Annotated in this window: 20 protein-coding genes; 9 read left to right on the plus strand and 11 right to left on the minus strand. The window is 73.4% G+C overall.

Annotated features, from left to right (window positions below; genetic code table 11):
* Both OHA34_RS11810 and OHA34_RS11815 read left to right on the plus strand, forming a co-directional pair.
* On the plus strand, window positions 1–576 hold the full coding sequence (locus tag OHA34_RS11810) for a hypothetical protein (RefSeq protein WP_329521618.1): 576 nt from the start codon (window positions 1–3) through the stop codon (window positions 574–576).
* A gap of 144 nt (window positions 577–720) precedes the next feature.
* Window positions 721–1,992 carry a cytochrome P450 gene (locus OHA34_RS11815; protein ID WP_329522397.1) on the plus strand — a complete coding sequence of 424 codons (1,272 nt, stop codon included), beginning with the start codon at window positions 721–723 and terminating at the stop codon, window positions 1,990–1,992.
* 19 nt (window positions 1,993–2,011) lie between these two features.
* On the opposite strand, the gene OHA34_RS11820 is transcribed toward OHA34_RS11815, so the two are convergent.
* The 3 genes from OHA34_RS11820 to valS all read right to left on the minus strand — a co-directional run bounded on the left by OHA34_RS11820 (window position 2,012) and on the right by valS (window position 7,015).
* Window positions 2,012–3,127 (minus strand): acyl-CoA dehydrogenase family protein, encoded by a 1,116-nt coding sequence (locus OHA34_RS11820; RefSeq protein WP_285941172.1) that lies wholly within the window; start codon window positions 3,125–3,127, stop codon window positions 2,012–2,014.
* A complete protein-coding gene (locus OHA34_RS11825) occupies window positions 3,124–4,311 on the minus strand; it encodes an acyl-CoA dehydrogenase family protein (RefSeq protein WP_285941173.1) in 1,188 nt (395 codons plus the stop codon). The genes OHA34_RS11820 and OHA34_RS11825 overlap by 4 nt, the downstream gene beginning before the upstream one ends.
* Before the next feature lie 175 nt (window positions 4,312–4,486).
* Window positions 4,487–7,015, minus strand: a complete 2,529-nt coding sequence (valS, locus tag OHA34_RS11830) for a valine--tRNA ligase (protein ID WP_285941174.1) — start codon at window positions 7,013–7,015, stop codon at window positions 4,487–4,489.
* A gap of 128 nt (window positions 7,016–7,143) precedes the next feature.
* On the opposite strand from valS, the gene OHA34_RS11835 reads away from it, so the two are divergent.
* Together OHA34_RS11835 and OHA34_RS11840 are read left to right on the plus strand one after the other, a co-directional pair.
* Window positions 7,144–7,431: a DUF4235 domain-containing protein gene (locus tag OHA34_RS11835; RefSeq protein WP_285941413.1), complete on the plus strand. Its 288-nt coding sequence runs from the start codon at window positions 7,144–7,146 to the stop codon at window positions 7,429–7,431.
* Window positions 7,432–7,528: 97 nt separating this feature from the next.
* Entirely contained in the window at window positions 7,529–8,107 is a 579-nt protein-coding gene (locus OHA34_RS11840) for a maleylpyruvate isomerase family mycothiol-dependent enzyme (protein ID WP_329521619.1), read from the plus strand.
* Window positions 8,108–8,329: 222 nt separating this feature from the next.
* Here OHA34_RS11840 and OHA34_RS11845 read toward each other — a convergent pair whose 3' ends face one another.
* Window positions 8,330–9,160, minus strand: coding sequence for a hypothetical protein (locus OHA34_RS11845; protein ID WP_285941176.1), 831 nt, complete (start codon window positions 9,158–9,160; stop codon window positions 8,330–8,332).
* A 13-nt stretch (window positions 9,161–9,173) separates the two neighbouring features.
* Entirely contained in the window at window positions 9,174–9,470 is a 297-nt protein-coding gene (locus OHA34_RS11850; protein ID WP_285941177.1) for a DUF4193 domain-containing protein, read from the minus strand.
* A gap of 509 nt (window positions 9,471–9,979) precedes the next feature.
* Here OHA34_RS11850 and OHA34_RS11855 point away from each other — a divergent pair.
* Window positions 9,980–11,722 carry a serine/threonine-protein kinase gene (locus tag OHA34_RS11855; protein WP_329521620.1) on the plus strand — a complete coding sequence of 581 codons (1,743 nt, stop codon included), beginning with the start codon at window positions 9,980–9,982 and terminating at the stop codon, window positions 11,720–11,722.
* A gap of 52 nt (window positions 11,723–11,774) precedes the next feature.
* Entirely contained in the window at window positions 11,775–14,819 is a 3,045-nt protein-coding gene (locus OHA34_RS11860) for an ABC transporter substrate-binding protein (protein ID WP_329521621.1), read from the plus strand.
* Between the two features lie 58 nt (window positions 14,820–14,877).
* Here OHA34_RS11860 and OHA34_RS11865 read toward each other — a convergent pair whose 3' ends face one another.
* Together OHA34_RS11865 and OHA34_RS11870 are read right to left on the minus strand one after the other, a co-directional pair.
* Complete coding sequence (locus OHA34_RS11865) at window positions 14,878–16,176, minus strand: sensor histidine kinase (protein ID WP_329521622.1); 1,299 nt, start codon at window positions 16,174–16,176, stop codon at window positions 14,878–14,880.
* Window positions 16,173–16,826, minus strand: a complete 654-nt coding sequence (locus OHA34_RS11870; RefSeq protein WP_285941181.1) for a response regulator transcription factor — start codon at window positions 16,824–16,826, stop codon at window positions 16,173–16,175. The genes OHA34_RS11865 and OHA34_RS11870 overlap by 4 nt, the downstream gene beginning before the upstream one ends.
* A gap of 175 nt (window positions 16,827–17,001) precedes the next feature.
* Here OHA34_RS11870 and OHA34_RS11875 point away from each other — a divergent pair, with 175 nt between their 5' ends.
* Window positions 17,002–17,178 carry a hypothetical protein gene (locus OHA34_RS11875; RefSeq protein WP_285941182.1) on the plus strand — a complete coding sequence of 59 codons (177 nt, stop codon included), beginning with the start codon at window positions 17,002–17,004 and terminating at the stop codon, window positions 17,176–17,178.
* 98 nt (window positions 17,179–17,276) lie between these two features.
* Here OHA34_RS11875 and OHA34_RS11880 read toward each other — a convergent pair whose 3' ends face one another.
* The 3 genes from OHA34_RS11880 to OHA34_RS11890 all read right to left on the minus strand — a co-directional run bounded on the left by OHA34_RS11880 (window position 17,277) and on the right by OHA34_RS11890 (window position 20,513).
* A complete protein-coding gene (locus OHA34_RS11880; protein ID WP_285941183.1) occupies window positions 17,277–18,086 on the minus strand; it encodes an inositol monophosphatase family protein in 810 nt (269 codons plus the stop codon).
* 8 nt (window positions 18,087–18,094) lie between these two features.
* Entirely contained in the window at window positions 18,095–19,021 is a 927-nt protein-coding gene (locus tag OHA34_RS11885; protein ID WP_285941184.1) for a ferrochelatase, read from the minus strand.
* A gap of 139 nt (window positions 19,022–19,160) precedes the next feature.
* Entirely contained in the window at window positions 19,161–20,513 is a 1,353-nt protein-coding gene (locus OHA34_RS11890; RefSeq protein WP_329522398.1) for a lytic transglycosylase domain-containing protein, read from the minus strand.
* A gap of 130 nt (window positions 20,514–20,643) precedes the next feature.
* Between OHA34_RS11890 and OHA34_RS11895 the strand changes: the two genes are divergently transcribed.
* Window positions 20,644–21,855 carry an MFS transporter gene (locus OHA34_RS11895; RefSeq protein ID WP_329521623.1) on the plus strand — a complete coding sequence of 404 codons (1,212 nt, stop codon included), beginning with the start codon at window positions 20,644–20,646 and terminating at the stop codon, window positions 21,853–21,855.
* Between the two features lie 9 nt (window positions 21,856–21,864).
* A complete protein-coding gene (locus tag OHA34_RS11900; RefSeq protein WP_329521624.1) occupies window positions 21,865–23,175 on the plus strand; it encodes a D-arabinono-1,4-lactone oxidase in 1,311 nt (436 codons plus the stop codon).
* A gap of 103 nt (window positions 23,176–23,278) precedes the next feature.
* Here the strand turns inward: OHA34_RS11900 and OHA34_RS11905 are convergent, their stop codons facing one another.
* The gene (locus OHA34_RS11905) at window positions 23,279–24,319 is read right to left on the minus strand and encodes a hypothetical protein (RefSeq protein WP_329521625.1); all 1,041 of its coding nucleotides are present in this window, start codon (window positions 24,317–24,319) and stop codon (window positions 23,279–23,281) included.
* Window positions 24,320–24,630 lie beyond the last annotated feature (311 nt).

Genomic DNA, 24,630 nt, shown 5'->3' on the forward strand with positions numbered 1-24,630 from the left:
GTGCTGTTCTCGCCAGGTTGGCGGGCCCCGGTACGGCAGGGCGAGGTCCTCGCCGTCTTCACCCTCGGGCTCCTGCTCGGGGGCGTCCTCAGCGCGGCGGTCGCGTGGCTGCTGTCCGGCCTGGCCGCGCCGCTCCCCTCGTCCGCGCGCGCGATGGCGATCGTGGTGGTGGCCGCTCTCGGCGCGGCGCGCGAGTTCGGGCTGGTCCGGATCCCGCTGCCGCAGAACGCCAGGCAGATCCCCCAGGACGTGCTCCAGATCCGGCTGCGGCGCGGGACGTTGCAGTTCGGCTTCGAGCTCGGCACCGGCGTCCGGACGTACGTGTCGGCGTCGAGCCCGTACGTGCTCGCCCTCGGGCTCCTGCTCAGCCACCAGGGCCCGGCCGCGTCCCTCCTGGTGGGCGCGGCGTTCGGCGCGGGCCGCGCGCTCAGCGCCGCGCTCACCCACCTGGCCCGCGACCCGGCCCGCGACGCCGCCGTCTCCCTGCGGATGCCCTGGATCAAGAGCGCGACCGCCCTCTCCACCCTCGCCGCCCTGGCCCTCCTCCTCGCCCCCGGGACGGACCGGCTCGGGTGACCGGCTCGGGCATCGGCTTGGGGGAATCGCCCGGTTCGTCTTGACGGCGTCCCGGGGTCTCGCTTCGATGGAACCGAATGACGTTCTGAATCTGCGCGAGGCCCCGAGGACGGTGCGGACGTGACGACGACCGAGGCGCGGGACATGCCCGAGACCAACCTGTCGGACCTGGCGTTCTGGTCCCGTCCGCCCGAGCAGCGGCGGGCCGCGTTCACGGCGCTGCGCGCACGGGAGCGGCCGGCGTTCTTCCACGAGCTCAAGCTGCCGTTCATCAAGTCCGGGCCCGGCTACCACGCGCTGGTCCGGCACGCCGACGTGGTGGAGGCCAGCCGCACGCCGGGGGTGTTCAGCAGCGAGCCGTGCTCCAACAGCATCGCCGACCTGCCGCCCTACCTGGCCCGCTACTTCGGCTCGATGATCAACATGGACGACCCGCGGCACGCCAAGATCCGCCGGATCGTGTCGCGGGCGTTCACCCCCCGGGTGCTGGCCAAGCTGGAGACCGACCTCCAGGCCACCGCCACCCGCATCGTGGACGACATGCTGGCCGCGGGGCCCGGCGGGGGCGACTTCGTCACCGACGTGGCGGCCCGGCTGCCGGTCCAGGTCATCTGCGACATGATGGGCATCCCGGAGAAGGACCGGCCGATGGTCTACGACCGGACCAACATCATCCTCGGCATCGGCGACCCCGAGTACACCGGCGGCCGGCGGTTCGCCGAGACCGGGATCACCCGCGTCGGCGTGCTGTACAGCCTGCTCAAGGCGCTGACGGCGGGCTACGAGCTGAACCACCTGGCGATGAAGCTGGCCCGGCGGCGGCGCCGCGCCCCCGGCGACGACCTGGTCTCGGCGCTGATCGCCGCGAACGTGGACGGCGAGTCGCTGACCGACCAGGAGATCGGCTCGTTCTTCATCCTGCTGGTCGTCGCGGGCAACGAGACCACCCGCAACGCGATGTCGCACGGCCTCAAGCTGCTCACCGACCACCCGGAGCAGCGGGCGCTGCTGACCGAGGACTTCGACGGCCGCATCGGCGGCGCGATCGAGGAGATCCTCCGGATGGCCACCCCGGTCATCCAGTTCCGCCGCACCGTCACCCGCGACCACGAGATGAACGGCCGGCACTACAAGGCCGGCGACAAGGTGCTGCTGTTCTACAACTCGGCCAACCGCGACGAGGCGGTCTTCGACGACCCCGACGCCTTCGACATCACCCGCTCCCCCAACCCGCACGTCGCGTTCGGCGGGCCCGGCCCGCACTTCTGCCTGGGCGCCAACCTGGCCCGCCGCGAGATCACCGTGATGTTCCGCGAGCTGTTCACCCGGGTCCCCGGCGTCCGCGCCGACGGGGAGCCCGATCTACTCTTCTCCAACTTCATCAACGGCATCAAGCACCTGCCGTTCACCTACTGAACGGCGGGTGCCCGCGCCGTCAGAGGCCGAGGCGCTCGGCCAGGCGGGCGCGGTGGACGCGGGGCGGGCCCAGCAGGAGCTCGTCGCCCTTGGCGCGCTTGTAGTACAGGTGCGCGTCGTGCTCCCAGGTGAAGCCGATCCCGCCGTGCAGCAGCAGGTGGTCCTTGGCGACCCGGAACGCGGCGCCGCCGACGAACGCCTGGGCGAGCGCGGCGGCCACCGGGAGCTCCTCGGGGCTCTCGTCGGCCGTCCATGCCGCGTACCGGACGATCGACTCGGCCTGCTCCAGGGTGCAGTGCATGTCGGCGAGCTTGTGCTTGACGCCCTGGAACGAGCCGACGAACCGGCCGAACTGCACCCGCAGCCCGGCGTACTCGACGATCACGTCCAGGCAGCGGCGGAGCCCGCCGAGCTGCCCGGCGGCCACCGCCACCGAGGCCAGGTCGAGCGCCCGGGCGAGCGCCGCGGCGGTGCCGGCGCCGGGCGTCCCGAGCAGGCGGGCCGGGGTGCCGGCGAGCTCCACCCTGGCCTGCGGGCGGGTCAGGTCCAGCGTGGTCAGCGGGTGCCGGGCCAGGCCGGACGCACCGGCCTCGACCGCGAACACCGCCGTCCCGCCCGCCTCGCCGCGGAGGTCGGCGACGACGAGCAGGAGGTCGGCGTCGGCCCCGTTCAGCAGGCGCGGCACCCGCCCGTCCAGCACGTGCCCGCCGCCCGCGCGCTCAGCGGACGGCAGCGGCGCACCCGGCTCGGGGTGCGCGAACGCGGCGACCGTGGTCCCGGACGCGATGCCGGGGAGCAGGTCCTCGGTCTCGGCCGCGGCCTCGTCGCCGAGCGCGACCAGCAGGTCGGCGGCCAGGACCGCAGAGGCCAGGTAGGGCGACGGGGTCAGCGCGGCGCCGAGCTCCTCCATCACCACCGCGACCTCGGCATGGCCCGCCCCAGACCCACCGTGTGCCTCGGGCACCGCTAGCCCGGCGAGACCCAGCTCGCCGGCCGTCCGCGTCCAGACGTCCCGGTCGTAGGGCTCGCCGGACTCGGCGACCGCGCGGACACGGGCCATCGGTGCGGTGCCGGCGAGGAACGCGCGCACCGAACCCGCCAGGTCCCGCTGCTCATCGGTGAGGATCAGCCTCACTGGCCCGCCTCCTTCGCCTGGGTGCCCACCTTGAGGTCGCGGAACGGGACGGTCCGGTCGACCTGCGGCTCGCGCGGCAGGCCGAGCACCCGGTCGCCGATGATGTTGCGCATGATCTCGTTGGTGCCGCCGCCCAGCGCCATCCCCGGGGCCCACGCCAGCGCGCCGGCGAGCGTCCCGGGGCCGTCGTGCGCGACCGCGTCCGGGCCGAGGATCCGGCTCGCCGCGTCGGCGCCCTCCAAGGTCAGCTCGGCCAGCAGCAGCTTGATCACCGAGCCGCGCGCGCCCGGCTGGATCCCCGCCTTGACCTCCTGCGACATCCGCGCGTTCAGCAGGTCGAAGGCGCGCTCCCGCAGGTAGAGCCCGACCAGCTCGTCCCGCGCCACCGGGTCGTCCAGCAGGCCGCGGTCGCGGGCGGCGGCCGACAGCGCGGCGAACGAGGCGGGCCGCTCGGTGCGGGAGGTGCCCATGCCGATCGAGACCCGCTCGTGCAGCAGCGTGGTCACGGCCGCCGACCAGCCGCCGTTCACCTCGCCGACGACCTGGTCCGGGGCGATCCGGACATCGTCGAAGAAGACCTCGTTGAAGTGCGACACGCCGGTCATGTCGCGCAGCGGCCGGACGGTGACGCCTGGGTCGTGCATGTCGACGACGAACATCGTGATGCCCTGGTGCTTGGGCACGTCCGGGTCGGTGCGCGCGATCAGCAGCCCGTAGTCGGCCTGCCGGGCGACCGAGGTCCACACCTTCTGCCCGGTCAGCACCCAGGCATCGCCGTCGAAGACCGCGCGGGTCTGGAGCGAGGCCACGTCCGACCCGGCGCCCGGCTCGGAGAACATCTGGCACCAGATCTCCTCGCCGCGCAGCAGCGGCCGGAGGTGGCGCCGCTTCTGCTCCTCGGTGCCGATCGACAGCAGGGTCGGGCCGCACATGCCGAGCCCGATGCCGAACACCCCGACCGGCAGCGGATGCTCGCGGGCCGCCTGCTGGAACGCGCGCTCCTCGGCGGCGCCGAGCCCCTGCCCGCCGTACTCGGGCGGCCAGGTGATGCCGGAGTACCCCGCGTCGTGCAGCTTCGCCATGAACGCGCGCGAGGCGGCGAGGTCGGGGTCCGCCGGGACGCCGGCGGCGCCGGACTCCAGCCAGGCACGGGCTCGGCGCCCGTAGTCGTCCAGATCCGTCACGGGATGGCTCCTCCAGGATCGGTCAGCGTTCGCTTACGGTAACGCCTGCCGAGGCCGATTGGAATCCCGTTCGGTTTGCCGTGACCGCCGTCCGCCCCCGGACGTTCGACCGTCCCGGCGAGCGGGCGATCGGACGTCCGGGGGCGGACCGGGCGGCTTCCCGGCCCGCGCGGGCTCAGCCGGCGGCGGGCGCCAGGGTCACCTCGACGGCCAGCTCGGCGGGGGCGGCCTCGATGACCAGGTCCGCGATGCGGCCGGCCGCGACCAGGTCGTCCTGCGCGAGGCGGGCGACCTCGGCGCCGCGGACGACGGCGTGCGACACGTCGGCGCGCATCGACGCCTTGGCCGCCGACTTGGCCTTGCGGACCTGGCGCAGCGCCTCGGCGGTGACGGCCAGCACGGCGGGCTCGCCACCGGACGGCAGCTCGGCCGCCGCCGGCCACGCGGCGCGGTGCACCGAGCCCTCGCGCCACCACGACCAGACCTCCTCGGTCACGAACGGCAGCGCCGGCGCGAACAGCCGCAGCAGGACGCCGAGGGCCGTGCGGAGCGCCGCCCGCGCGGACTGCGCCTCGGGGCCCTCGCCGTACGCGCGGGACTTCACCAGCTCCAGGTAGTCGTCGCAGAACTCCCAGAAGAACCGCTCGGTCCGCTCCAGCGCGCGGGTGTAGTCGTAGCCCTCGAACGCCCGCGTCGCGTCCTCGACCACCCCCGACAGCGCGGCCAGCATCGCCAGGTCGAGCGGCTCGGTCACCGCCGCGTCGGCCGCGACCTCACCGAAGCCGAGCACGAACTTGGACGCGTTGAGGATCTTGATGGCGAGCCGCCGGCCGACCTTGATCTGACCGGTGTCGAAGGTGGTGTCGGTGCCCGGACGGCCGCTGGCCGACCAGTAGCGGACCGCGTCGGAGCCGAACTCCTCCAGCAGCGCGATCGGGGTGACCACGTTGCCCTTGGACTTGGACATCTTCTTGCGGTCGGGGTCGAGGATCCAGCCCGACAGCGCGGTGTCGCTCCACGGCAGCGAGCCGTGCTCCAGGTGCGCGCGGACGACCGTGGAGAACAGCCAGGTGCGGATGATGTCGTGCCCCTGGGGCCGCAGCGCGTACGGGAAGACGCGGGCGAACAGGTCGGGGTCGCGTTCCCAGCCGCCCGCGATCTGCGGGGTCAGCGACGAGGTCGCCCAGGTGTCCATCACGTCCGGGTCGCCGGTGAACCCGTTCGGCTTGCCGCGCTGGTCCTCGCTGTACGCGGGCGGGTGGTCGCTGGACGGGTCGACCGGGAGCACGTCCTCGGGCGGGGTGATCGGCTGGTCGTAGACCGGCTCGCCGGACGCGTCCAGCGGGTACCAGACCGGGATCGGCACGCCGAAGAACCGCTGCCGGGAGATCAGCCAGTCGCCGTTGAGGCCCTCGACCCAGTTCTCGTACCGGGCCCGCATGTACGGCGGGTGCCAGTCGAGCTCGGCGCCGCGCAGCAGCAGCTCGGCGCGGATCTCGGGGTCGCGCCCGCCGTTGCGGATGTACCACTGCCGGGTGGTGACGATCTCGAGCGGCTTGTTGCCCTTCTCGTAGAACTTCACCGGCCGGCTGATCTTGCGGGGCTCGCCGTCGAGGTCGCCGGACTCGCGCAGCAGCTCGACCACCCGCTCCTTGGCGGAGAAGACGGTCTTGCCGGCCAGCTCGTCGTAGGGGCTCGCCGGGACGCCCTGCGGCGGGACGGCGGCGAGCCGGCCGTCCCAGTCGATGATCGCGCGGGTGGGCAGGTCGAGCTCGCGCCACCAGGTGACGTCGGTGACGTCGCCGAACGTGCAGATCATCGCGATGCCCGACCCCTTGTCGGGCTCGGCCAGCCGGTGCGCCAGCACCGGGATCTCGACGCCGAACAGCGGGGTGCGGACGGTCGTGCCGAACAGCTCCCGGTAGCGCTCGTCGTCGGGGTGGGCGACCAGCGCGACGCACGCGGGCAGCAGCTCGGGACGGGTCGTCTCGATGTAGACCGGCCGGTCGTCGCCGTGGAAGCGGATGCGGAAGAACGCGCCGGACTGCTCGCGGTCTTCGAGCTCGGCCTGCGCGACGGCCGTGCGGAACGTGACGTCCCACAGCGTCGGCGCCTCCGACAGGTACGCCTCACCGCGCTTGAGGTTGCGCAGGAACGCGCGCTGGGACGCGGCCCGGGAGTCGGACCCGATGGTGGTGTAGAGGTGGTTCCAGTCGACCGACAGGCCGACCCGGCGCCACATCTCCTCGAACGCCTTCTCGTCGACCCCGGTGAGCCGCTCGCACAGCTCGATGAAGTTGCGCCGCGACACCGGGAGCTGGCGCTTGGGGTCGGGCTTCTCGGGCGGCTCGAAGGATGGGTCGTAGGGCAGCGAGGGGTCGCACCGGACCCCGAAGTAGTTCTGCACACGGCGCTCGGTCGGCAGCCCGTTGTCGTCCCACCCCATCGGGTAGAAGACCTCGCGCCCCCGCATCCGCTGGAAGCGCGCCATGGCGTCGGTGTGGGTATAGGAGAAGACGTGGCCGACGTGGAGGGAGCCGCTCACCGTCGGCGGGGGCGTGTCGATGGAGTAGACGTCGGCGCGGGGCCGGGTCCGGTCGAAACGGTAGGTGCCGTCGGCGTCCCAGCGGCGTACCCACTTCTCCTCCAGGCCGTCCAGGGAGGGCTTGGCAGGGACGTCGGGCGTACGCGGCTGATCTGTCATGGGTCCAATGGTATTGACATCGGGACGGCGCGCAGGCCGTATACCGCCCGCCCGGCGCGTGATCGCTCCCCCGCCGGGAGCACCCCGTTCCGGTAGCGTCGGGATCACCGGACGACTGGAGGACGATGATGGCGGACAAGGGCGACATCGGCTGGCGGGTGATGGCCGGCGCCGCGGCCTTCGCGAGCGGCTTCGTCGCGAAGAAGGCGATCACGCTGGCGTGGAAGAAGGGCACCGGCAAGGAGCCGCCGGTCAACCCCGAGTCCCCGGACGTGGCGCTCTCCGAGGCGATCGCCTGGGCGGTGGTGATGGGCGTCGGCATGGAGGTCGCCCGGCTGCTGGCCACCCGGGCCGCGGCCCGGCAGTGGGCCAAGGGCACCGGCGAACTGCCCGCGCAGCTCCGGGGGGAGCTCTGAGAGCCGTGACCCCTATTGGATAGGGGGTCCAGAGCTTGCGTCCGCAAGCACTCTGCGTATCGTGGTCGGTCCCGTCGTGACGAAGGGACCGACCACGATGCGTTTCCCGTACGAGGACGAGCAGCGCGCCGAGCGCCTCCGGCTGATCGAGACCCTCGAGCAACTGCCCGACGAGGAGTTCGACACCGGGACCACGCTGTGCGCCGGCTGGGCCCCGCGCGACGTGCTGGGCCACCTCATCGGCGCGGACTACCTCGCCACCTACCTGCGCTTCGGAACCCGCTTCAACGCCGCCAACCAGGCGCAGGCCGACCGGGTACGGCACCTCCCCCGCGCGCGTCTGGAGGAATGGGCCCGCGCCTGGGCCGCCGCCCCGTCCGCCACCAGCCGCCTCGGCGCCGCGGTCATGCTCGGCGACCTGGGCGTTCACCACCAGGACATCCGGCGCGGCCTCGGCCGTCCCCGCGAGGTCCCGGACACCGTCGCCACCGCGATCTTCCGGGAGGGGGTGCACCTCAGCTTCTGGCTCAACCGCCGCCTACTCCGCCACCGCGTCGTCCCGACCGACGGGCACCGCCCGATCGGGCGCGGGCCGGAGGTGCGCGGCACCCGCGAAGCGCTCGGGATGTGGCTGGCCGGGCGCGACCCGGTCTCCGGCGAGCTCGATTTCGCCTGACCCGTGGCCCGTCGGTGCAGCCTCCCGAGCCCCGGCGCACGCGCGGCGCTCGTGCGGGTGCGCGAGGGCGGCAGTGCGCGGGCCGGGCAGGAAAAGCGGGGACGGCAGGAACGGTGGGGATGGCGGGGGGCGAACGGGTGTCGGTGCCGATGGGGATTGGTCCCAGCGGAGTCCGTCCCGGTGGGACGCGCGGCGCCGGGGTGCGCGCCGGCGCGGTTCTCGCTAGTCGGCCTGGCCGAGGGACTTGTGGTCGCCGGGGAGCGCGGCCGGCAGGCCGGTGTTCTCGCGCAGATGGCCGCGGACCGTGCTCGCGAGGCGTTTGGTGGCGGTGCGGTTGAGCGCCGCCCCGGCCGCGGCGCCGGTGAGGAACGGGCCCATGGTGGTCATGCTGCGCCCGAAGGTGCGCAGCAGCCGTTTGCGCAGCGCCGCCTTGGCCGCCGAGCCCAGCGCGCTGGCCAGGGAGCCGCTCTCGAGCGGGTTGATCCCGCGCTGCCGTGCCCAGGAGGTGAGGAAGGCCGCGCCGCGCGCGGTGCCCGAGCCCTGGATCCGGACCCCGTACACCTCGTGCAGCTCGGCGATCATCTTGACCTCGATCGCCGCGACCACCAGGGTCTCGGCGGCGAGCTGCGCGGGCGCGGTGAGCAGCATCGGCGGGGCCGCGAACTCCACCGCCGCCAGCGCGCCGCCGGCCGCGCCCACCGCCGTCGTGCTGTTGCTGGCCACCTTGACCACGCTGTCGGCGAGTTCCTCGCCGAACAGGCCGTGGTGGTGTCCGCTCAACGTCTCCAGATCGCGGATCGGGATGTGCGGCACCGCCGCGACGAGCAGGTCGGTCAGCCACTTGCCGCGCGCGACGCCGGCGGCGCCCGCCCGGCGCGCGTTCTGCCCGAGCAGCCGGGCCAGCCGGCCCAGCAGGCGCCCGCGGGTCTCGCGGTCCATGTCGTCGCCGCCGGACAGCCGGCCGATCAGCTCGCCGATCTCGGCGGAGCCGTCGCCCTGCGCCGGCTCCACGTCCCGTCCGCTCTCCTGATGTCGTTCGATGTCACCCGTCACCGCTCGCCCCCGGTCAGGCGGCGCACTCACGGCAGACCGGCTGGCCGTTCTTCTCTCCGGCCAACTGGCTGCGGTGGTGCACCAGGAAGCAGCGGGTGCAGGTGAACTCGTCGGCCTGCCGCGGAACGACCCGGAAGGTCAGCTCCTCGTTCGACAGGTCGGCGCCGGGCAGCTCGGCGACCTCTCCGGCGTCCAGGTCCTCGTCGATGATGCTGGCGGACTTGTCGGCCCGCCGGGCCTGGAGCTCCTGGAGGCTGTCCTCATTGAGGTCGTCGTCGGTCTTGCGTGGGCTGTCATAGTCGGTCGCCATCTTCTATCTCCATCCCCCTCAGTGCTTTATGCGCCCCGTCGCGCGGATCTAACGCACGGGGGGCCGTTCTTGTGCCCGATCCGGGCGGGAAATTCTGTCACGGGCGGTGACCTGCGACACACGAGGCGCGACCGGTCCCACCGGTGACACCGATCACCCGGGCCCGGCGCGCGCTGATGTGTCAGATGTCACATACCCGGTCGGGTGTCACGGCAATGATCGGGCCGGGACGCCCCCGCCGGGGCATCCCACGGCGGCGGGATCATATCGGTCCCGGAGGCGTTGCGCGCGCCGGGCGGGCCGCCGGGCGCGGCGCCGCACGAGGACTTCCGCGCCGAGGAGAACCGGACACGTCGGTGAAACGTCTGAACTAACGCGATAATGTGCCCGCCTGAAGGTTTGGGGGGCGGGCCCCCACGGCGGGCGTTCCGGCGGGGGCCGGGACGGTCCCGTGCCGGGAGCCCGCGAACACTATCGCGGTCCTGGACCGCGGGTCACTGGAGGGTCAGATGCCGGATGCCGCTCCGCTGGAGCCAGGCGATCCCCGGTCGCTGGGACAGTACGAGATGGTCGGGCGACTCGGGGCGGGCGGGCAGGGCGCGGTCTTCCTCGGCAAGTCCCGCGACGGCCGGTACGTGGCCGTCAAGCTCCTGCACGCGCAGATGGCGAACGACCCCGCCGCCCGCGCCCGCTTCACCCGTGAGGTCGCCGCGGCGCAGAAGGTCGAGCCGTTCTGCACCGCGCGGGTACTGGAGGCCGACGTCCAGGGCGACCAGCCCTACGTCGTCAGCGAGTTCATCGACGGCCCGTCACTGCACGACGTGGTCGCGCACAACGGGCCGCGCAGCGCGGCCGAGCTGGAACGGCTCGCGATCGGCACCGCGACGGCGCTCGCGGCCATCCACGAGGCCGGCATCGTGCACCGCGACTTCAAGCCCAACAACGTGATGCTCGCCTCGGACGGGCCGCGGGTGGTCGACTTCGGCATCGCCCGGACGGTCAACTCACAGGAGAGCCAGGTCACCGCGACCGGGATGGTGGTGGGCACCCCCGGCTACCTGGCGCCCGAGCAGCTGACCGGCGCGCCGCTCACCCCGGCGGTCGACATCTTCGCCTGGGGCGCGACGATGGTGTTCGCGGCGACCGGGCAGTCGCCGTTCGAGGCCGACACCCTCCCGGTGATCATCAACCGGATCCTGAACGAGGATCCGGACCTGTCGGCGCTGCCGCCGGGACCGGTGCGCGACCTGGTCGGCCGGTGCCTGTCCAAGGACGCCGGCCTGCGCCCGCCGGCGCCCCAGCTCCTGCTGAACCTGCTCGGCCACGTCGGGGCGGCGCCCAGCAACCCGGCCGCCGGCCAGGAGGACCTGCTCAACCAGGGCACCCGCATCGCCGCGCAGCTCCCGGCCCCGCCGCCGGTCCCGCCCGCGCGCCGGGCCCCGGCACACCAGCCGATCACGCCGCCGCCGATGCCGATGAACCCGGCCGCGATGCAGCAGGGCGGGATGCCCCAAGGAGGTATGCAGCAAGGCGGTATGCAGCAGGGCGGGATGCAGCAGGGCGGGATGCAGCAGGGGCCGATGGGCGGTCCGCACACGCCGCCGCCCCAGCCGATCACCCCGCCGCCGATGCCGATGTACCAGGGCGGCATGCAGGGCGGCATGCAGCACGGCCCGACGACGCCCCCGCCGATGCAGATGCAGCAGGGCCCGCCCGGCCCGCATCCGCCCATGTACGGGCCGCAGGGGGGACGGCAGTCCAGCTCCACCGGGCCGATCATCGCGATCGGCTGCGGCGTGCTGGCGCTGATCTCGATCATCGTCATCGTGGTGGTGATCATCGTCGCCGGCGACAGCGGCGAGGACGACCCGCCCGTCCCGCGCTTCACGCTCCCGACCACCTACACCCCGTCGACACCCTCGCCCACCGGTTTCGCCCGTATCCCGACGGAGTTCTACGGGGTCTGGACGGGCACCGGCGTGCAGACCAACGGGAGCTGGCAGGTGCGCTACAACCTGCTCACCGTCCTCGGATCGGTCACCTACACCGAGGGCTCCGACTGCTTCGGGACGCTGAGGCCCGAGCCCGGGGGCACCGCGTCCCAGGTCACCCTCAAGATCACCATCAGCAGGGGCACGTGCATCTCCGGCTACGTGACCTTCACCCGGCTGACCAGCGCCTCGCTGCGGTTCGAGGAGAAGAAGAACCTGACCGACACCACCCCCCTCGCCACCGGCACCGTGCGCAAGTAGGCGCGCCGGGCGCCCGCCCGTCTCCGCACAGTCCCACCCCGGAAGGACCGCGATGGCCGAGATCACCCCACTCCGCACGGGTGATCCCGGCCATCTGGGGCCGTACCGGCTGACGGGCCTGCTCGGGGAGGGCGGGCAGGGCTCGGTGTACCTCGCCGAGGTCGACCCGGCCGAGCTGCCGGACGTCCCGCCGGACGACGACGTCCCGGAGGACACCACCGGACCGGAGCGGGACGCGGCGTCCGGGCAGGACTCCGGGGCGATGCGGCAGGTGGCGGTGAAGCTGCTGCACGCCCGGTTCAGCGGCGATCCGCGGGCACGGTCCCGGTTCGCGGCCGAGCTGAAGGTCGCGCGGCGCGTCTCGCCGTTCTGCACGGCCCGCATCCTGGACGCCGACGTCGAGGGCGACCGCCCCTACATCGTCAGCGAGTACATCGACGGCCCCCCGCTGTCGGCGGTGCTGTCCGCCGAGGGCCCGCGCCGGGGCGCCGAGCTCGACCGGGTCGCGATCGGCACGATGACCGCGCTGGCCGCGATCCACCAGGCCGGGGTGGTGCACCGCGACTTCAAACCGGCGAACGTGCTGCTCGCCCAGGGCGGGCCGCGCGTCATCGACTTCGGCATCGCCCGCGCCCTGGACGCCACCGGCACGCTGTCCAGCACCGCCGTCGGGACCCCGGCGTACATGGCGCCCGAGCAGATCTCCGGGGCCCCGGTCGGGCCGAAGGCCGACGTCTTCGCCTGGGGCGCCACGATGGTCTACGCGGCCGGGGGCCGGGCCGCGTTCGGCCAGGACTCCATCCCCGCGGTCATGCACCGCATCCTCAACCTGCCCCCGGACCTCGGGGTGCTCGCCGAACCGCTCCGGTCGCTCGTGGCCGACTGCCTCGGCAAGGACCCCGCCGCCCGGCCGTCCTCGCACCAGGTCCTGCTCCGCCTGCTGAGCCTGGCGGGGAGCCTCCCCCAGACCGGCGGCGGGCCGGGCGACCCGCAGTCCGCGGCGGTGCTCAACCAGGGCGCCGAGGCCGCCGCGACCAGCACGCGCCTCCGGCAGATCGCCGCGCGGCCCCAGCAGCCGTTCGGCCAGGCGGCGGGCCGGTCCCTATACGCCCCGCCCCCGCCGAGCCCGCCGCTCCCGGGCGGAGGAGCCCCCGGTGGGCAACTGCCCGGCGGACGGCTCCCAGGCCAGCAGCATCCGGGTCAGCCGCTCCCCGGGGGGCAGTATCCGGCCCAGCCGCCGCTCCCAGGGCAGCACCTTCCGGGCCAGCAGCCTCCAGGGCAGCAGCCTCCAGGGAACGGGCTGAACCGGTTGGGCGGCCAATGGCCCCCGCCTGAGTCGCAGTCCCCGCTGGGGCCTGCACCGTTCCCCGGGGAGCAGGGCAACTGGCAGCAGCCTTCGGGCGCCGGCGTCCAGATGACCAAGCCGTCCAGCGGCCTCAGCGGCAAGCGCGGCATCGGCGTCCTGGCCGGAGCGGGCGGCGCGGCGCTCGTCGCGCTGATCATCGTCGCCGCCGTCGTGATCGTCCAGATGCGGCAGGACGACCGGGTGACGCCCGCCTTCGACTCGGGCCGGATGGGCGGCGAGTTCCGGGCGTCGCTGACGGCGCTCGGCGACGGGGGCGAGCTCGACCCCTCGCACTCCATGCTCGGCACCCGCAAGTTCGTGTCCAAGCAGCTCTTCACCGGGCTCACCGAGATCGCCCCGGACGGCACGGCGCGCAACCGGCTGGCCACCGCGATCACTCCGGACGCCACCTGCACCCGGTGGAGGATCTCCATCAAGCCCGGCACCCAGTTCAGCAACGGCGAACCGGTCGACGCCGCCGCGTTCGCCCGCGGCTGGGCCCGCAGCGCCGGGGTCTCCGGCTCCGCCGCGCCGTACCTGATGGACGACATCAAGGGCTTCGCCGAGACCAGCTCGAAGAAGTCGCAGAAGCTGGCCGGGGTGCAGGCCGCCGGCGGCACCCTCCAGGTCGAGCTGACCGGCCCCAACTGCGAGTTCGCGGCGCGCCTGGCCGATCCGGTGTTCTCCCCGGTGCCGTCCGGCGCGGGCGGGCCCGACAACGGCGCCTACAACATGAACCCCGTCGGGAACGGGCCGTTCAAGGTCGGGTCGTACCAGAAGGAGCAGACGCTCACGCTGGTCCGCAACGACGCGTGGGCCTTCGGGAAGACCAGGCTCGACCGGGTCTCGATCCGGCTGAGCACCAGCGGCACCGCCGGCAGCGCCGTGGGCCGGGCCGGCATCGCCGCCGGCACCCTCGACTGGGCGCCGCTCGGGCCCGAGGAGCTGGCGACCACTCGGGGCATGAACGGCCTGATGACGCACACGTCGCCGTTCACCAGGATGCTGATCCCGCTCACCCAGCGGGGGCCGCTCCGGTCGAAGGAGGCGCGGCTGGCCGTCTCGTACGCCCTGGACCGGCAGGCGATCTCCAACACCCTGTACGGGGGCGTCTACCAGCCCGCACGCGGCATCGTCCCACGGCCCGTGCCCGGCTTCGCGGGCGCTCGCGACTGCCCGGCGTGCGGCGCGACCGACCCGGCGAAGGCGCGCTCGCTCGCCGGGCAGGCCGGGCAGAAGCCCGGCACGAAGGTGACCCTGTTCGTCCAGGACACCCAGACGTACCGGCGCGCCGCCGAGGTGATCGCGCAGCGGCTCCAGCAGGTGCTCGGCTGGAGGATCGAGCTGAAGACCACCGTCGCCTACAAGTTCGACGAACAGCGCAAACTGCTCACCGCCGAGGACGCGTCGGGACTGCTGCTCTATGCGTGGGGGCCGGACTACCCGGCCCCGTACACGATGCTCCGGCCGCTGCTGGCCGGCGACCAGGTCGCCACCACCGGCAACCGGCTCTACAACTTCGCGGGCTGGCGCAACGCGCGGTTCGACGAGCTGCTGGCCCAGGCGATCCGGACGCCCGACAACGGGCGGCGGACCGGGCTACTCCAGCAGGCCGAGAAGACGGCGCTGGACGACATGGCGCTCGTCCCGCTGCTGAACGACGGGACCGCCGCCCTGAGCACCGGCAAGTTCGTCGGCCTCCAGATGGACTACGAGGGCGACCCGACGCTCGCCACCACCGCCCTGAAGTGACCGCCGCCCCCGGCGGCGGACCGGGGGCGGCAGGGCCGGCGGGAGCGGCGGGAGCGGCTCAGTGCGTCTCGCGGGCGAGCGGGAGGCGGACGGTCATGATCAGGCCGCCGCCGGGGCGCGGCGCGGCGTAGACCGTGCCGCGGTGCGCCAGCACCACCGACCGGACGATCGACAGGCCCAGCCCGGCGCCCTTGGCCGACTCGACCCGGTCGGCGTTGAGCCGCCGGAACGGCTCGAACAGCCGGTCGACCTCGTAGGCGGGCACCGTCGGGCCGGTGTTCTCGACCTGGACGGTGGCGTAGCCGTCGAGCAGCCCGGTACGGATCCACACCTCGCCGCCGTCGTCGTTGTGCTTGACCGCGTTGTCGACCAGGTTGGTGACCAGGTGCTCCAGCAGCACCGGGTCGCCGAGCGCGGTGCCGGAGGTCAGCTCCGGGTGGACGGCGACGTCGTGGTCGCGCTCGCGGCGGCCGGAGTTCTCCAGCACCGCCGCCGCCACCTCGGCCAGGTCGACCGGCGACCGGGTGGTCAGCTCGCGCTCGCTGCGGGCCAGCAGCAGCAGGCCCTCGATCAGCCGCTCGTGCCGGGCGTTGGTGGCCAGCAGCGTCCGGCCCACCGCGCGCAGGTCGTCGGACACCTCGGGGTCGCCGAGCGCCACCTCCAGCAGCGTCCGGTTGATCGCCAGCGGGGTGCGCAGCTCGTGCGAGGCGTTGGCGACGAACCGGCGCTGGGAGTCGAACGCCTGGCCGAGCCGCTCGAGCATGGCGTCGAAGGTGTCGGCCAGCTCCTTGATCTCGTCGTCGGGGCCCTCCAGCGCGATCCGCTCGTGCAGGGTGCTCCCGGAGAGCCTGCGGGCGGTGGCCGTCACCCGCTGCAACGGGCTCAGCGCCCGGTCGGCGACGAAGTAGCCGAGCACCAGGGCGATGATCCCGACCCCGGCCAGCGCCACCAGCGACCGGCCGAGGAGCTGCCTCATCGTCAGCTCTTTGAGAATCTTGGTGTTGAGGACCTCCTTGCCCGACGAGTAGAGGAGGTTGCCGTCCGGGAGGACCGAGTCGAGGATCGACCCGACCAGCAGGTAGGTGACGAACAGCAGCAGCGCGCCCGCCATCAGGAACAGCAGCCCGTACAGGACGGTCAGCCGGAGCCGCACGCTCACGCGGCTCGGCAGCGCGCGCAGGTCGGCGATGAACGCCCCGCCCTGGCGCTGGCCGCCCTTGCCGCCCTTGCCGCCCGCGCCGTTCTGCGGCGGCAGCTGCTGCGGCCCCGTCCCCTGCCAGGAGCCGCCCTGGACGAGGGGCTCGGCCGGCGGCACCGGCCCGCTCGCGGACGGGCGGGGCTCGGGTTCGGGGTTCACAGCCGGTACCCCACCCCGGGCACCGTCTCGATCACCGGCGGATCGCCCAGCTTCTTGCGCAGCGTCATCATCGTCACGCGGACCACGTTGGTGAACGGGTCGATGTGCTCGTCCCACGCCTTCTCCAGGAGCTGTTCGGAACTGACCACCGCGCCGTCGGCGCTGAGCAGCACCTCGAGCACCGCGAACTCCTTGCGGGTCAGCTCGACCGGGCGGGTGTCGCGCGTCACCTCGCGGCGGGCCGGGTCGAGCGCGATCCCGGCGCGTTCCAGCACGGGCGGCAGCGGCGCGGCGGCGCGGCGGCCGAGGGCGCGCACCCGGGCGATCAGCTCGGCGAACGCGAACGGCTTGGCCAGGTAGTCGTCGGCGCCGATGGACAGGCCCCGCACCCGGTCGTCGAGCTCGCCGGCCGCGGTCAGCATGATGATCCGCGCCGGGTAGCGCCGGGTCACCAGCTCGGTGCACACGTCGTCGCCGTGCACCTTGGGCAGGTCGCGGTCGAGGACGATCACGTCGTAGTCGTTGACGCTCGCCCGCTCCAGCGCCCCCGCGCCGTCGTAGGCCACGTCCACGGCCAGGGCCTCGCGGCGCAGGCCGGTGGCGATCGCGTCGGCGAGCACCCGCTCGTCCTCGACGACTAGAACACGCACTGCGTCCCCCTCCGGTCAAGGTCTCCAGGTATGCCACGAGGCCCGTAAGACCCCCGTAAGCACCTGCTCACGATGCCGCCGGCACCCCGCGGCGCCCGCCGCGAATTCGGCTCGGACGACAGGTTTACCTTCAGCCTAGGTGTGGGTAGGGACGGCCTGATCCGGGAGGAGGCCCATGGGCGAGTTGTCAAGCATGATCCACCAGCGGCTCGAGCACGCGTACGCGTCGCTGCGCAGCGCCCACGCAGATGGAGACACCTACCTGGCGGACATCCGCCAGGAGGAGATCAGAGAACTGCGCCGGATCGCAGCGAATCACGACATCGGAGTCGAGCCACCCCGCTGCGACTAGGACGCCCGACCGCACGGGGGGCCTGGAGTCGCGGTTCCGGGCTCCCCGCTCGTTCTCCCAGGTCCCAGTGCCTTTCCCGACGGCCTCTTCCGACGGCCTCAGTCGCGGGCCGGGTCGAGCGGCGCCAGCAGGTCGTGCAGGGCCTCGAAGACGCCCGGACCTCCCGCGATGGCCAGCTCGGGGCTCACCGCGGCCCCGTGCAGGCCCTCCACCCGGCCGCCCGCCTCCTCGACGATCAGCGCCCCGGCGGCGACGTCCCACGCCTGGACGCCGCGCTCGTAGTAGGCGTCGACACGGCCCGCCGCCAGCGAGCACAGGTCGACGCAGCAGGAACCGCCGCGCCTGATGTCGCGGACGGCCGGCAGTACCCCGGTGAGCACGCGCGCCTGGTGGGCGCGGCGCCGCGACTCGTACCCGAACCCGGTGGCGACCAGCGCCCGGTCCAGCGGGACGTCCGCGTTGACGCGCAGCTCGCGCGTCCCGGCGCCGGTGTGCAGCAGCGCCCCGCCGCCGCGCGCGGCGGTGTACAGCTCGCCCCGCCGCGGCATGTCGACCGCGCCGGCGACCGCGACGCCGTCCACTTCGGCGGCGATGCTGACCGCCCAGTCGGGCAGGTCGTAGAGGTAGTTGACGGTCCCGTCGATCGGGTCGACCACCCAGCGGACGCCGCTGCCGCCGGAGCGGGTGCCGCCCTCCTCGCCGAGGACGGCGTCGCCCGGCCGGGCGGCGAGGATCCGCTCGATGATCAGGCGTTCGGCGGCGCGGTCCATCTGGGTGACCACGTCGGTGTGGCTGCTCTTGGTCTGCACCACGTCGGGGCCGCCGGCCGGGCGCTCGTCGACCAGCATCCGGCCGGCCTCCCGCGCCGTGGCCACGGCCAGCTCCAGTAGTTCCTCGGCCAGGCTCATCGCATTCCTCAGGTTCGGTGATCGGAGCGTTCGAGCAGCAGCTCGCGGGCGAGCGCGACGAAACGCGGATCGGTGTGGGGGGTGGCGGCGCGCGTGTAGGCCAGGCCCAGCGCGGCGGCGCGGTCGGCGGCCTGGTGGTCGAGGTCGTACTTGACCTCCATGTGGTCGGACACGAAGCCCACCGGGACCACGACGACCGCCCCCACCCCCTCGGCGTGCAGCCGCTCCAGGTGGTCGCACACGTCGGGCTCCAGCCACGGCTGGGAGGGCGGGCCGCTGCGGCTCTGGTAGACCAGCGACCAGGGCGCTCCGGGCGCCGCGCGTTCGGCGACGGCCGCCGCGACCTGCTCCAGCTCGGCGACGTAGCGGGCGCGGCCCGGCTGGGCCAGCGGCACGCTGTGCGCGGTGAAGACCAGGTTCGCGCCGTGCGGGATCCTGGTCAGCGCGGACTTGGCGGCGTCGACGAACGGGTCGATGAACCCCGGGCGCAGGCAGTAGACGGGCAGCTTGTCGATGCGGGGCGCGTCCGGGACCTGCTCGCGGGCCCGCTCGATGTCCTCCACGTACTGGTCGTCGCACGAGTAGCCGCTGTAGGCGGAGGTGACGAACGCGGCGGCGTGCCGGACGCCGTCGTCCTTCATCTGGCGGACGGTGTCGGCGAGGTGCGGTTGCCAGTTGCGGTTGCCCCAGTAGACCGGCAGGTCGACGTCGTGGTCCTCGAGGTCGGCCTCGATGGCGGCCTTGAGCTCGCGGCACTGGGCGTTGATCGGGCTGACCCCGCCGAACAGGTGGTAGTGCTCGGCGACCGACTCCAGGCGCTCCCTCGGGATGCCGCGGCCACGGGTCACGTTCTCCAGGAAGGGCATCACGTCGTCCGGTCCCTCGGGGCCGCCGAAGGACACCAGGAGCAACGCGTCGTACCGAGCCGGATCCACCGGTTGAGCCTGCCTCATGCGTCCATCCAACCAGCCGCCTGGCCCGGCGGGCGCAGGGGCGGGCCGGGGCGGACCCACGGTGGACCCGCGCACGGACCGGGGCCGGATCGGGGCGGCCGGACCGGACGGCGACGCGGGATCAGGAGAAGCGGGCGGCGTACGCCTGGGCCAGGTTGAGGACCTTCTGGACGTACCAGTCGGCGTGGTTGTAGTGCCAGACCGCCTGGTAGAGGTGCTTGCCGCCCCCGCCCGCCCCGTTGGCGCACAGGTACTTGGCGGCGCCGGGGATGGCGTCGTAGGGGTTCATGATGTCGGCCTTGCCGTCGCCGTCGCCGTCGACGCCGTAGGACTTCCACGTCGCGGGCATGAACTGCATCGGGCCGAGCGCGCCGGCGCTGGACCGGCCGGCGTTGCGGCCGTGGTCGCTCTCGACCTGCCCGATCGCGGCGAGCACCGTCCAGGACAGGCCGGGGCAGGTCGTGGCGGCCTTCTTGTACAGATCGAGGTAGCTGCCGGAGCGGGCACCGCCGCCCGCCGGGGCCTGGTACTTCTTCTCGTGCAGGTCGACCACCTTGGCGCCGCCGCCGAGGACCGTGCCGACCGCCTTGGCGAGCTTGCCCGGCTCGACGCCGGGCGCGTTGACCATGACGGCCACGTTGGGGACCAGGCCGATGTCGGTGCCGGCCTTCTTGCCGACCAGCACGTCGATGCCCGGCAGGCCGAGGGGGCTGGAGCCGCCCAGCGTCAGGCGCGGCATCGTCCGGCCCACGATCGGGTACTGGAGGCCCCTGCTGAGCTGGAGCTGCTCGGCCGCGTCGGAGGAGACCACGAACTGGCCGCCGGCCAGCGCCGTCCACAACTCGGTCTTGGTCGCGGTGCCGGGCGGGGTCCACGAGCGGAAGGCGGACGGGTCGACGGCGAACGCGTTGACCTGCCGGCCCTGGAGCTGCACCGCGCCGCCCGCCACCGAGATCACGTCGCGCACCCGGCCGAGCCGGCCGAGCTTGGCGATCTTGCGCTGGTCGAGCGGCGCCGCGCCGACGGCCAGCACGTCCGGCGGCACCACCCGGCGCAGCGGGGCGACCTGGCCGTCATCGGCCACGTTGGTCACCGGGCCGCCGGGCCCGGCGGCGCCCCCGGCGGGCGGCGGGTCGGCCCGCGGGCCGGTCGATCCGCGCGGCTCGTCGTCGGTGGTCAGCGCCGCGTACACGCCCCCGGTCACGTTCCCCAGGACGAGCACCGCGATACCGGCGATGAGGAGCGGGCTCGGACGGCGGCGCCGCCATCCGGGCGCCGGGGCGGCACCGGCGGCGGGCGGTCGCGAACGCTGCTTCTTCTCCGGCTTGGGCTTCTTGGCCCGCGCCGCCCCCTCCCGTCCCGGCGGGCTCGGCGGGGTGGGCGGCGTCCGCTCCGCGGCCGGCCCGGAGGGCGGCTCGGGGGCCGGTGTGCCGGGCCCTGGGGCGCGCGGTGGTGAAGGAGGAGCCACAACCATTCCCAACGAATGTCGCTACGGATGGGTTACCCGTCTGTGCAGTTGATTCCCCCAGGTAACGTGATCATGGGTCCGAAGTCGCACGAAGAGGCCGGGAGCGGCCCGCCTCCCGGGAGCAGGGGAGGCCGGGTTGACCAGTCCGTACCGGGAGCTGCTCGGCGTTCCCGGCGCCCGGCCCTTCGTCGCTGCGGGGTTCGTCGGCCGCATGTCGATGTCCATGGTGGGGATCGGCATCGTCCTTCTCGTGTCCGCGGTTACCGGATCGTACGGTATCGCCGGCTCGGTGGCGGCGACCCTCTCGCTCTCCTACGCGGCGGGCTCGCCGCTGAGCGCCCGGTTCGCCGACCGCTACGGGCAGCGCCGGGTGCTGGTGCCGGTGGTGCTGGCCAACGCCGCGAGCTTCGCGGTGTTCATCGCCGTCGCCGAGGCCGGGCTGCCGATCTGGACGCTGTTCCCGGCCGCGGCGGCGGCCGGGCTGACCCAGGTGTCGCTGGGCGCCTGGGTGCGGGCGCGCTGGACGTACGCGCTGCGGGAGAACCCGGCCCGGCTGCACACCGCGTTCTCCTTCGAGTCGGTGGTGGACGAGTGCATCTTCGTCGCCGGGCCGGTGATCGTCACCGCGCTGTCCACCGGGGTGCACCCGATAGCGGGCCTGGCCGTGCCCGCGGCCTGCACGCTGACCGGCGGCCTCGCGCTCGCCGCGCAGCGCGGCACCGAGCCGCCGCCGAGGCCGCGCCGGGCGGGCGAGACCGGCGGCGTGCTGGCCGACCGGGCGCTGCTGGTGATGGCACCGATCTTCCTGATGATGGGCCTGGTGTTCGGCGCGATCGACGTGAGCGCGGTCGCGTTCGCCGCGGAGCAGGGGCACAAGGCCCTGGCCGGCGTCCTGCTCGGCTGCTACGGGTTCGGCAGCGCCGCGGCGGCGTTCTGGTACGGGGCGCGGCACTGGCGGACCCCGCTCGCCACCCGGTTCCGGATCGGGCTGATCCTGCTGGCGGTCGCGATGGTGCCGCCGGTCCTGGTGGACGACCTGTGGCTGATGATGCCCGTGGTGCTCATCTCCGGGATGGCGATCTCGCCCACGGCGATCCCGGCGTACGGGCTGGTCGAACGGCTCGTCCCGGCGCACCGGCTCACCGAGGGGCTGGCGCTGGTGTCCACGGCGGTCGGCGCGGGCGTGGCGGCCGGGGCGTCGCTGGCGGGACGGCTGGCGGACGGGTCCGGCTCGGGCACCGCCTTCCTGGTGCCGCTGGCCGGTACCGCGGTGGCCGCCGTGCTCGGACTGGCCGGTGGGCGATCGATCAGTAAACGTGAACTTTCCTCACGATCGATTGCCGAGTAGAGTCCTGCCATGTCCCCCGTGAGTACCCGAAAGTGGCAGAACTGGGCCGGGAATCAGCAGGCCACGCCGCATCGCGTCGCGACTCCCCGCACCACCGACGAGGTGGCCGCGGCCGTGCGGACCGCCGCCGCCGACGGCCTCACGGTCCGGATGACCGGCACCGGCCACTCGTTCACCGGCGCGGCCGTCGCCGAGGGCGTCCTGCTGAAGCCGGGAGGGCTGACCGCGGTCCGCTCCGTCGACACCGCCACCGGCCTGGTCACGGTCGAGGCCGGCCTCCCGCTGCACGTGCTCAACCGGACGCTCGAGGAGCACGGCCTCGCGCTGGCCAACATGGGCGACATCCAGGAGCAGACCGTCGCGGGCGCGCTCCAGACCGCCACGCACGGCACCGGCCGCGACGCCGCCGGGCTCGCCTCCCAGGTCGCCGCGCTGGAGCTGGTGCTCGCCGACGGCAGCACGGTCACCTGCTCGCCGGACGAGCGGCCCGAGCTGTTCGACGCCGCCCGCGCCGGGCTCGGCGCTCTCGGCATCGTCACCGCGATCACCTGGCGGACCGTTCCCGCCTTCCTCCTGCGCGCGCAGGAGGAGGCCATGGCCTGGGACCAGGTGCTGTCGCGGGTCGACGAGCTCGATGCCGCCAACGAGCACTTCGAGTTCTACTGGTTCCCGCACACCGAGCGCTGCCTGACCAAGCGCAACAACCGCGTCGAGGGCCCCGCCCGTCCGGTGTCGCGCTTCAAGGGGTGGCTGGACGACGAGTTCCTGTCCAACTCCGTCTTCGGCGCCATCAACCAGGTGACCCACCGGCTGCCCGGCACGGTCCCGTTCATCAACGGCGTGTCCGCCAAGGCTCTCAGCGACCGCACCTACAGCGACACCTCTTACAAGGTCTTCACCAGCCCGCGGACCGTCCGGTTCAAGGAGCAGGAGTACGCGATCCCGCGCGAGCAGCTCGTGCCCGCCCTGCGGGACCTGCGCAAGCTGTACGACAAGAAGCGCTGGCGGATCAGCTTTCCCATCGAAGTGCGGCTGCTGCCCGAAGAGGACGCCTGGCTGTCGATGGCGTACGGGCGCCGCACCGCGTTCATCGCGATCCACGTCTTCCACCGCGACCCGCACGAGGAGTACTTCCAGGGGGTCGAGGAGCTGATGAACGCGATCGGCGGGCGTCCCCACTGGGGCAAGATGCACACCCGCGACGCCGCGTACCTGGAGACGGTCTACCCGCGCTTCGGCGAGTTCCGCGCGCTGCGCGACGAGCTCGACCCGGACCGCCGGTTCGCCAACCCCTACACCGAGCAGGTCTTCGGCGCCTGAACCGCATGCTCGCGCGCAGGACCCCCGAACGGCCCACGACATCGGACGCCTCCGCCAGTGGCGGAGGCGTCCGATGCGTTGAGGCCGGTACGGGCCGTCGTCGTCACGAACCGTCGCCGGTGCCCGTCCGGGGCTGCCCCTGCTGCTGGCCGGTGGGCTGCTGGCCGGTGCCGGTGCCGGTGCCGCCGGACGGCGCGGGCGGGGCGGGCTCGGTCGGCGTCGAGGGCTCCGTCGACGGGGTCGTGGGCTCCGTCGACGGAGTGTCGGTCGGCCGGTCGGTCGGCTGCCCGGTCTCCGGGGTGGACGGGCCGTCGCTCGGTGTTCCGGGCGCCGTGCCGCTGGGAGTCTCGCCGGGTCCGGTCTGCTCGGTGGTGGGGGTCTGCGAGGGCGTGTCCTTGGGACGGTCCTGACTGCCGCCGCCGCCGAAGACGTTGCGGACGCTGGTGCCCGTGTCGTGGTTCCGGCCGATCGGCGCCCCGGTGGTCGCCTCGTAGATGGTGATGCCACCGATCACGATCGCGAAGATCGCCGCGGACGACACCGCGAGCTTCACCCAGTGCTGCCGGGTCCATTCGGCCGTGTTCCGGAACGCGGCCCGCCACGCCTCGCCGCGCACGGCCCCGTCCACCGCCTCGTCCTCCGCCAGCGCGGCGGCGACGGCCGCGGCCGGGGAACGTTCCACGTGGGTGGCGTTCGGATCCATCCGGGTCGCGTTCGAGCCGTTGGCGTCCAGGCGGGTCGCGTTCGGGTCGCCCCCACCCGGCAGCGGAAGATCGAACCGCGTCGCGTTCGGATCACCCCCGGCGGCGGACCTGCCGGCGGCGGGCGCATGGGAGGGGGCCTCGCCGGGCCACGCGACGGACCGGGTCGGGTCCGCGCTCGTGGCCCTGGAGGCCGCGCCCTGCGCCGCCTCCCGGCCCTCCGCCGCGGCCTGCATGTGGGTCCGCTCTTTGATCTGCTCCTTGCCCTGGTCCAGGTAGTGCTTGAAGACCGACGCGCCCGCCGTCGAGGCCACGCTCATGAAGGCGGCACCGATGATCGTCCCGTAGACCCCGAGGTAGGACGCCCCGATCGCCGCCGCCAGCGTCGCCACACCACTGGCGACGAGCTGGGTCGTACTGACATCCGGCAGCCTGCGCCGCATCAACAGAACCTCCTGTCCGACTGAACACCCCAAAATCCCCTTTACCGAAACTAACCACCGAAGCAGGATGTTCCAGTCAACAACGTGACGCTCACTACCCGAACCGCTGGAGCCCGGCTCCCCCATCAGGCACAGTGTGGAAAAGGATCCACAAGAATGGGACAGGGCGCCCCCGGCCGGACCGCGGCGAGGGCAAGCTAGGTCAGGTGCCCTCTTCGGCCTCGTGAAGAGGGCTTCGAGAGCGGCGATGTTCGGACATGCCGGGTACGGTGCTGGCAGCAGGTGTGTCCGAAAGAGAGACTCGGGTACCC

Origin of the sequence: Spirillospora sp. NBC_01491 (assembly GCF_036227065.1) — a bacterium.
GTDB classification, from domain to species: Bacteria; Actinomycetota; Actinomycetes; order Streptosporangiales; family Streptosporangiaceae; genus Spirillospora; species Spirillospora xylanilytica.